The following is an 8758-nucleotide window of genomic DNA, read 5'->3' as shown; positions in this document are numbered from 1 at the left end:
GAGCTGCTCAACCTCTACGCCCGCCGCGCCGCCCGCGAAGGCCACGCCTTCCGCTTCAGCGCACAAGACTACGAGGCCTTTGCCACCAGCTTCGGCTTCGAAGAAACGCCCGACCAGCGCGCAGCCATCCACGCCGTCATCCAGGACATGATCAGCCCGCGCCCGATGGACCGCCTGGTCTGCGGCGACGTGGGCTTCGGCAAGACCGAGGTCGCCCTGCGCGCCATGTTCGTGGCCGTCACCAGCGGCAAGCAAGTCGCCTTGCTGGCGCCCACCACCCTGCTGGCCGAGCAGCACTACCAGAACATCGCCGACCGATTCGCCCAATGGCCCGTGAAGGTGGCCGAGATGTCGCGCTTCCGCTCGGCCAAGGAAATCAAGGGCGCCATGCAGGGCCTGGAAGACGGCACCATCGACATCGTCGTGGGCACGCACAAGCTGCTGAGCGAATCGGTCAAGTTCAAGCGCCTGGGCCTGCTCATCATCGACGAGGAACACCGCTTCGGCGTGCGCCACAAGGAGGCCATCAAGGCCATGCGCGCCGACATCGACGTGCTCACCCTCACCGCCACGCCCATTCCCCGCACCCTGGGCATGGCGATGGAAGGCCTGCGCGACCTCTCGGTCATCGCCACCGCGCCGCAACGCCGCCTGGCCATCAAGACCTTCGTGCGCAGCGAGAACTCCAGCGTCATCCGCGAGGCCGTGCTGCGCGAGCTCAAGCGCGGCGGCCAGGTCTACTTCCTGCACAACGAGGTCGAGACCATCGAGAACCGGCGCGACAAGCTCGCCGAGCTGATCCCCGAAGCCCGCATCGCCATCGCCCACGGCCAGATGCCCGAGCGCGAGCTCGAGCGCGTCATGCGCGACTTCGTGGCCCAGCGCCACAACGTGATGCTGTGCTCGACCATCATCGAGACCGGCATCGATGTGCCGAGTGCCAACACCATCGTGATGACCCGCGCCGACAAGTTCGGCCTGGCCCAGCTGCACCAGCTGCGCGGTCGCGTGGGCCGCTCGCACCACCAGGCCTACGCCTACCTGCTGGTGCCCGACGTCGAGGGCCTGACCAAGCAGGCCGCGCAGCGCCTGGACGCCATCCAGAACATGGAAGAGCTGGGCTCGGGCTTCTACTTGGCCATGCACGACCTGGAAATCCGCGGCGCCGGCGAAGTGCTCGGTGACAACCAGAGCGGCAACATGATGGAGGTGGGCTTCCAGCTCTACAACGAGATGCTGGCCGAAGCCGTGCGCGCCCTCAAATCCGGCAAAGAACCCGACCTGCTCTCGCCCTCGGGCCTGTTCGGCAGCAACACCGACATCAACCTGCACGCGCCCGCCCTGCTGCCCGACGCCTACTGCGGCGACGTGCACGTGCGCCTGAGCCTGTACAAGCGCCTGGCGACCGCCGACTCCGCCGACAAGATCGAAGGCATGCTGGAAGAGCTGGTCGACCGATTCGGCAAACTGCCACCCCAGGCGCAGGCCCTGTTCGACACCCACAAGCTGCGCGTGCAGGCCAAGCCCTATGGCGTCATCAAGATCGACGCCGCACCCGGCATCATCAACGTGACCTTCCGCCCCAACCCGCCGATCGACCCGATGCGCATCATCGAGCTGGTGCAGAAGAACCGCCACATCAAGCTGGCCGGCAACGACAAGCTGCGCATCGAGAAGGAGTTGAAAGACCCGAAAGACCGCGCCCAGTACGTGCGCGATCTGCTCAAGCAACTCGGGCAGCCGCTCAAAACCTGAGCACGCAACTCATCCCTGGCGCTGTGCATCCTCCAGCGCCATGAGCAAACTGGCGCGGTCGGCCACGGCCACCTCCTGCCAGGGCCGGCCGGTCAGCGCCCCCTCCAGGGCCCACAACAGGTTCAGGCTCACGCCCGGACTGAACTCGCGTGTGCGCACGTACGCCCTCACCGCACCGAGCCGCCGCAAACCATCCAGGCTGGTGATGCCGGCGGCCGCCAACGCGGCCACGCTGCGCGGCCCCAGGTTGGGCAACTTGTCGAGTGGCACAGCTGATGCCGGGGCGCCGCCGCGCTTGTCCGTGCGACCCGCCTGGGCCACCCCAGGCATGGCCTCGGCGTCGATCGACTTCGCCGGCGACTTGCCGCCCCGCTTGTTTCGGGGCTGATCCCGGGCCCTGAGCGCAGCCTGCCAGGCCAATGCGCACCACTGGGCCATCTCAGCCGGATCCTCCAGTGCTTGAGGCGGCGCCTCGTGATAACTGAGGTGCACCGTGCGCCCCTTGGCGGCAAATGAAAAAGGCCGCAGATTGCATTTTGTGAAAATCGCGCGGGTTTCATCGTCCACCTTGAGATAAAGCACCCCGTTTGCCAAAAGCGCAAACATGACGCCATCGCGATAAAAGCCATGCCCGCCGAACATCGCGCGCGCGCGCACCGCAGCGAAGCGATCCATCAGGTCGATGAAATGCTGCGCCACCGCACCGGGTGGCCTGATCGGCTCACGGGACATGGCAAAACTCCTGGCAAAGGGTTGAACGCAGGCCACAGGCCCGGGAACAAGGGGTTGTCAAGTGTGAGGTATTCACAGTAACGTTCCGAGTAACTGAAAACGCCCCAGGGGAGAGGTTCCCCAAAACCGGAGCAAACCATGATCAAAAAGCTTGCCATCGCAGCCGCCCTGTCCGCAGCCGTCCTTTCGTCGGCCCAAGCCGGCGTGGTCGTCGGCGCCCAATCTGCCCAGATTGTCTCTGGTGCACCCGGCATCGGCGCCATCTCCAGCACGTACGACCAATATGGCCTGATCACCGACTACGTGAGCGGCGTGACCGACTTCGATGCCTACATCGCCAGCAACCCGCTGCACGTGTGGGACTTCAGCGTTGAAGACGCAGGCACCACCTACTACTACGAGTGGTTCTCGAACTTCGGCACCTCCACCGCCAGCGTGTCTTACGACCTTGGCGAAGTGCGCTTCACCCAAGGCCTGGCGCTGTGGAACGAAGACGGCAATGGCATCGGCAAGCTCAACATCCTGGGCTCGGTCGACGGCATCACCTGGACCACCCTCGGCAGCAGCCTGTCCCCCACTGACAACGCTTCTGGCCAAGACTACGGCGCCGACGTGTTCAACTGGGACGCCATTGCCACGCGCTACATCAAGCTGGAAGCCAGCCAGTGTCCGTCCAGCAGCACCTGGGTGGGCTGCAGCGTCGGCGAAGTGGCGTTCAACGTGACCGACGTGCCTGAACCCAGCAGCGTCGCCATGGCCGGCCTGGGCCTGGCCGTTGTGGGCGCCGTGGCCGCACGCCGCCGCCGCCAACAAGCCTGATCCTCCTCGCTCCCTGCCGATCGGTGCCCGTGGCGCTGTGATAATCACAGCCCTCGCGCACCGATTTCTCTTTTCATGTCCGCTTACTTTCACTCACCTGGCCTGGCCATCCAGGGCATCACGCCCCCGCTGAACTGGTCCTCGTTCAAGGCCATCGCCTTTGACATGGACTCCACGCTGATCAACATCGAGTGCATCGATGAGATCGCCGATGCCGTTGGCAAGAAGGCCGAGGTGGCTGCCATCACCGAGGCGGCCATGCGCGGAGAAATCACGGACTTCAAGGACAGCTTGCGCAGGCGCGTGGCCCTGCTCAAAGGCGTGCCTGCCGAAAGCCTGGCGCAGGTCTACGACGAGCGACTGCGACTGAACCCAGGCGCCCAGGCCCTGATGCAGGCCGCCAAAGAAGCCGGCCTGCACACCATGCTGGTCTCGGGTGGTTTCACCTTTTTTGCCGACCGCGTGAAAGCACGCCTGGGCATGCACGAAGCGCACGCCAACGTGCTGGCCATCGAAGGCGGCCTGCTGACCGGCGAGGTCGTCGGTGACATCGTGGATGGCGAGGCCAAGAGGCAGCACCTGATCTCGCTGTGCGCCCGCCTGGGATGCCCCACTTCGGCTGCAATCGCCGTGGGCGACGGCGCCAATGACCTGCCGATGATGGGCGCAGCCGGACTCAGCGTGGCCTACCACGCCAAACCCAAGGTGCGCGAGCAGGCCATGGTGTCCATTCAGGAAGGCGGCCTTGACCGCCTCCTTGAACTGCTTCGCTGAGGGGCGACGGGCGCGTGCCATGGTGCGCCCCCTCGACGATGCGCAGGGCAGGTGATCAGATCAGCGGGCGCGAGGCCACCACGATCCCGTCTTCATCAGCGTAGAGCCAGTCACCTGGGCGCACCCAGACACCCTGAACCTGAACGGCCACATCGCTTTGGCCCTCCTGGCGCTTTTCCGTGGGCAGGGGCATCAGCGCCAGCGCTCGGATGCCCACATCGCACTCGGCCAGCTCAGCGGAATCACGCACGCAACCATCCACGATCACACCTGCCCAGCCGTTCTTGGCGGCAGCCTTGCCCAGGTTGCCGCCCACCAACGCCCGGCGCAGTGAAGCACCGCCATCGACCACGAGCACGCGCCCATTGCCAGGTGAGTCCACCGCTGCCTTGACCAGGGTGTTGTCCTCGAAACACTTCACGGTGCTGACCTGGCCCGAAAACTTGATCCGACGCCCGTAGTCCTTGAAGACCGGCGGCAAAACCCGGAAGTCGCCGTCGGTGTTGTTCTTGTGCTCGTCACACAGGTCGCAGGTGGCAAAGGATGCGGTCATGTCTGGCTCCAGTCTTCGTTCGTCTGTCGGTGCGGTCGCATGACGCTCCCCAAAAACACGGGGAGCGTGACAACGGCGCGCGCAAAATGAATGCCCGGATCGTATCGCAGCGCCCCGGCGTTCACGGCAGGCCGGCTGCATGCTAAATTCCGCGCGCCACCCGACCACCCCCTGCGCACATGCCCATCGTCAGCGTCATCATCCCGGCTTACAACGCGGCCAGCTACATCGCGGAGACACTGACTTCGGCCCTTGGCCAAACGCTTGTCGACATCGAGGTCATCGTGGTCGACGATGGCTCCAAGGACAACACGGCCGAGGTGGTTCAGCGCTTTGCGTCGGTGCGCTGCGTGCATCAGAAAAACGCCGGCGTCTCGGCAGCGCGCAACACCGGCGCGGCGAACGCGCGCGGCGAATTCCTGGCCTTCCTGGACTCCGATGACCTCTGGCACCCGGACAAATTGCGCCAACAGGTCGAAGCCTTGCGCCAACACCCAGGCAGCGTCTTTTGCCGCACAGAAGCGGTGAGCGACCCCGCCCGGCAAGCCGAAATCCAGCGTGGCGCACCCAACCCCGACGCGCCGCACGAACTCATCCCCGACTTCCACAGCAGCTTCCTGGTGCCTTACCTGACCACCTCCACGGTGATGGTGCGGCGCTCGGCCTTCGAAGAGGCCGGTGGCTTTGACACCCGCCTGCGCATCGCCGAGGACGTTGACTTCTACCTGCGTGTGCTGGTCCGTCACCCACTGGTGATCAAGATGACTCAAGCGCTTGTCTACAAACGCCCCGTTCCAGGCAGCCTGGGCGACGACAGCGTGGCCGGCTACCACCAGTTGCTCAAGGTTTACGACCGTTTCCTGGCAAACCACCCGCAGGCCCGCGACGTGATCGGCGCCCAGCGCATCGAGCAGGCTTATCACAAGCTCTACCTCGACCTGGCTCGCAGCCACCTCTGGATCGGCGAGAACCGCCAGGCATGGCAAGCCGCCTGGCAGGCGCGAAAGCATGGCCCGGCCAGCGCATCGTGGCCACTGATGGCCAAGGCATGCGTGCCGAACTGGCTGCGCGAACAACTCGGCAGCCGCCGCAAGCTGGCCAACTGATCACCCGCTTGCGGGGCTCGGCGTCAAGGTTGCGTCAAGGTTGCATCAGGACCGTGCCTGGCACGGCACCGCCTTGCCAGACTTGATGTCCCGCAGGAAGGCTTCGAGTTGGCGCGTGTTGTGGCACCACTGACGCTCACGGCCGATGTACTCGCGGGCCGCCGCCCCCACCCGAGCCAGCTCAGCAGGCTGGCGTGCACGCTCCAGCACGCAGGCAACAGCGTGATCGAGGTCTCCGGCACGGAACACCCACCCCGTCTCGTCAACCTTGAGCACCTCGTTGATGGGCTCGAAGTCGGGGGCGATCGGCGCGATGCCGCAAGCCATGAACTCGAACAGCTTGACGGGTGACGTGTAGTCACCTGCGCTGGGCAGCACGGCCAGGTCCATGGCGGCCAGCAGGCCGGGCACCTCTTCGTGGGCCACCCGCCCGGTCAGGATCACCTGGGCCTGCAAGCCTTTTTCGTTGACGAAGCGGCGCACCTCGTCCGAGGTGATGCCATCACCAATCAACAGCAACTTCAACTGCGGCTCGCTCTTGAGGCGATCGGCGATGCGGTAGACGAACTGGTCGATGGCATGCCAGGGCAGGAAGGCACCCAGGTAGCCACAGACGGTCGCACCCTCCAGGCCCCACTTGCGGCGAGCCGCCTCGCGTTGCTCGGGCGTGAAGGAGAACTGCGACAGGTTCGCCGCATTGGGCGAGACGATGGCGGGCGCCATCCACCCGTGGGCCTTGACCAGTCGGTCGCGGAACACCGACGACACGAACACCAGGCCGTCGGCGCGCTGCACGGTCCAGCGCTCCAGCCAGATGGCCAGGCGAGACAAGGACAGCGGCCGCACACGGTACACCGTTGCCGAGTCGTTGATTTCCAGGATCATGGGGACGCCGAACCAGCGAGCGATCAGGGTCGGGGCGAACATGAACAGCGAGTAGCGCTCGTAGATGAGCTCGGTGTCGCGGTGCTTGAGCAGGTAGCGGCCCACCCGGTAAGCGGCCACCAGGTTGTAAGCCAGCTCGACCAGCTCGAACAGGGGCTCGGGCAGGCGGCTGACCAGCTTCATCCACCACTTGGCTTGCTTGGTCGGTGACAGGGTCTTGGGCGACGAATAAGGGTCGGCCCCCGGCAAAGACAGCACGTCCACCACGGTGCCATCGGCCCGCAAGGCGTCCGTGATGCCACGGATGTGAACGCCCTCGACTGCCTTGCCCTGGGTGCGGTGGTGATACAGAACTCGCTTGATCATGTGTTGTATTGCCGGGTTGTGGACCGTTTTCCCCCTCAATCATACGGTCTGCCCCCCAGGCAATCTCCGCTATCATCCGCGCACTCCCCGTGTCCACGGGCCGCCGCCGTCCTGCGGCAAAAGGGCATGGCCCGCGCGCATCGATCCGCACGGCGATGCACCCGCGTTCATTGCCACCTTTTGAGTCTGCCGCGATTGAACATGCACATCTACTGGGGATTGGGTCTGGTTGCAGCGGTGTTCCTGGCCGCAGTCGTCGTTCTGGCGCGAGAAGTCCGCAACCGCCACATCGGCATCTGGTTCCGCTCCTGGCTGAAACAGGACTGGCGCGAACCCGCCCCGCAAGGCGTCACGCGCCACCTGATGTTCTGCTTCGTCGACCACTACGAGCCGGCCTGGGCGCGCCCCACTTACGAGGTTGAACGCAAGCGCGTGCTCGAGTGGAAGCAGCGCTACCCCGAGCTGTGCGCCAAGCACCGTGACGCCGACGGCTTCCCGCCCGTGCACACCTTCTTCTACCCGGAAGAAGAGTACCGCCCCGAGCACCTGGACGACCTGGTCGACCTGTGCCGCATGCGCCTGGGCGAGATCGAGATCCACCTCCACCACGAGGACGACACCGAAGCCGGCCTGCGCGAGAAGCTGCAGCGCTTCACCCGCACCCTGATCGACCGCCACGACGCCCTGCCGGTCGACCCCGTCTCGGGCCAGGTGCGCTGGGCCTTCATCCACGGCAACTGGGCGCTGGACAACGCGCACCCTGATGGCACCGGCTGCGGCGTCAACAACGAACTCATCATCCTGCGCGAAGAGGGCTGCTACGCCGACTACACCCTGCCGGCAGCACCCAACCCCTGTCAGACCGTCACGATCAACCAGATCTACTACGCCAAGGACGACCCGGACCGCCCGCGCTCGCACGACCATGGCGTGCCAGTGCGCGTGGGCACCCCCCCCAGTGGCGACCTGATGATCCTGCAAGGCCCGCTGACTTTCGATTTCAAAAAGCGCAAGCTGGGCCTGATCCCTCGCATCGAAAACAGCGATGTGCGCACCAACAACCCGCCCACGCGCCAGCGCGTCGACGCCTGGGTCGAGACCGGCATCCACGTCAAGGGCCGTCCCGAGTGGATCTTCGTCAAGGTGCACACCCACGGCACGCAAGAGCCGGACATGCCCACGCTGCTGGGTCCGGCCATGGACGACTGCTTCACCTACATGGAGACGAAGTACAACTGCGGCCGCGACTGGAAGCTGCACTACGTGAGCGCGCGGGAGATGTACAACATCGTCAAGGCGGCAGAACAGGGTCTCACTGGAGACCCCAACGCCTACCGTGATCACGTCGTCCCCCGTCCGGCTTACGCCCCACGGGTGGGCGCATGAATGCGGCGGCGCTGACCCTGGTTGGCATCGCACTCGGGGGCTGGGTCCTCGTGGTGTACAGCTACGCCGGCTACCCTGTGCTGCTGGCCCTGGTTGCCGCGCTGCACCAGCTCAAGCGCGACCTGCGCTACGTGTTGGGCAAGGCCGAACGACGGCGCCAAACCAACGCCAACGACGCCAACCAATGGCCTGACGTCGCCGTGGTGATCGCCGCCTACAACGAAGAGCGCCACATCCACGCCCGCGTCATGAACCTGCTCGAGCAGGACTACCCGGCTGACAAGCTGAGCATCCACATCGGCTCGGACGGCAGCCGGGACCGCACGGCCGAGATCCTGCGCGGCATCGCTGATCCACGATTGAAAGCCCACGTCTTCGAGGC

9 protein-coding genes are annotated in these 8758 nt (G+C 65.3%); 6 read left to right on the top strand and 3 right to left on the bottom strand.

What is annotated here, in order from left to right:
• Positions 1-1755, top strand: a 1755-nt coding sequence (locus tag B2W70_RS15720) for a transcription-repair coupling factor (RefSeq protein WP_286747082.1), incomplete at its 5' end; no start/stop codon positions are given.
• Between the two features lie 9 nt (positions 1756-1764).
• On the opposite strand, the gene B2W70_RS15715 is transcribed toward B2W70_RS15720, so the two are convergent.
• Positions 1765-2454: a TfoX/Sxy family DNA transformation protein gene (locus tag B2W70_RS15715; protein ID WP_286747081.1), complete on the bottom strand. Its 690-nt coding sequence runs from the start codon at positions 2452-2454 to the stop codon at positions 1765-1767.
• Positions 2455-2625: 171 nt separating this feature from the next.
• Here B2W70_RS15715 and B2W70_RS15710 point away from each other — a divergent pair, with 171 nt between their 5' ends.
• The gene (locus tag B2W70_RS15710) at positions 2626-3306 is read left to right on the top strand and encodes a PEP-CTERM sorting domain-containing protein (RefSeq protein ID WP_286747079.1); all 681 of its coding nucleotides are present in this window, start codon (positions 2626-2628) and stop codon (positions 3304-3306) included.
• A 75-nt stretch (positions 3307-3381) separates the two neighbouring features.
• The gene (serB, locus tag B2W70_RS15705) at positions 3382-4080 is read left to right on the top strand and encodes a phosphoserine phosphatase SerB (RefSeq protein ID WP_286747077.1); all 699 of its coding nucleotides are present in this window, start codon (positions 3382-3384) and stop codon (positions 4078-4080) included.
• Between the two features lie 55 nt (positions 4081-4135).
• On the opposite strand, the gene rraA is transcribed toward serB, so the two are convergent.
• Positions 4136-4633, bottom strand: a complete 498-nt coding sequence (gene rraA / locus B2W70_RS15700) for a ribonuclease E activity regulator RraA (protein WP_286747075.1) — start codon at positions 4631-4633, stop codon at positions 4136-4138.
• Positions 4634-4812: 179 nt separating this feature from the next.
• Between rraA and B2W70_RS15695 the strand changes: the two genes are divergently transcribed.
• Positions 4813-5739, top strand: a complete 927-nt coding sequence (locus B2W70_RS15695; RefSeq protein ID WP_286747073.1) for a glycosyltransferase family 2 protein — start codon at positions 4813-4815, stop codon at positions 5737-5739.
• A 45-nt stretch (positions 5740-5784) separates the two neighbouring features.
• On the opposite strand, the gene B2W70_RS15690 is transcribed toward B2W70_RS15695, so the two are convergent.
• Complete coding sequence (locus B2W70_RS15690) at positions 5785-6990, bottom strand: glycosyltransferase family 4 protein (protein WP_286747071.1); 1206 nt, start codon at positions 6988-6990, stop codon at positions 5785-5787.
• Positions 6991-7185: 195 nt separating this feature from the next.
• Here B2W70_RS15690 and B2W70_RS15685 point away from each other — a divergent pair, with 195 nt between their 5' ends.
• Positions 7186-8376 carry a hypothetical protein gene (locus B2W70_RS15685; protein WP_286747069.1) on the top strand — a complete coding sequence of 397 codons (1191 nt, stop codon included), beginning with the start codon at positions 7186-7188 and terminating at the stop codon, positions 8374-8376.
• Positions 8373-8758, top strand: a 386-nt coding sequence (locus tag B2W70_RS15680) for a glycosyltransferase (RefSeq protein ID WP_286747067.1), incomplete at its 3' end; no start/stop codon positions are given. The genes B2W70_RS15685 and B2W70_RS15680, both read left to right, overlap by 4 nt.

It is taken from the genome of Aquabacterium sp. UBA2148, assembly GCF_002328915.1.
Classification (GTDB): Bacteria; Pseudomonadota; Gammaproteobacteria; order Burkholderiales; family Burkholderiaceae_C; genus Aquabacterium; species Aquabacterium parvum.
Note: the sequence above shows the minus strand (reverse complement) of the source record. Positions and strands in the feature narration are given on the sequence as shown.

Bases quoted from the DNA above. Each gene is read 5' to 3' on its own strand.
- B2W70_RS15710 (WP_286747079.1), top strand. From the start codon at position 2,626: ATGATCAAAAAGCTTGCCATCGCAGCCGCCCTGTCCGCAGCCGTCCTT.
- serB (WP_286747077.1), top strand. From the start codon at position 3,382: ATGTCCGCTTACTTTCACTCACCTGGCCTGGCCATCCAGGGCATCACG.
- rraA (WP_286747075.1), bottom strand. From the start codon at position 4,633: ATGACCGCATCCTTTGCCACCTGCGACCTGTGTGACGAGCACAAGAAC.
- B2W70_RS15695 (WP_286747073.1), top strand. From the start codon at position 4,813: ATGCCCATCGTCAGCGTCATCATCCCGGCTTACAACGCGGCCAGCTAC.
- B2W70_RS15690 (WP_286747071.1), bottom strand. From the start codon at position 6,990: ATGATCAAGCGAGTTCTGTATCACCACCGCACCCAGGGCAAGGCAGTC.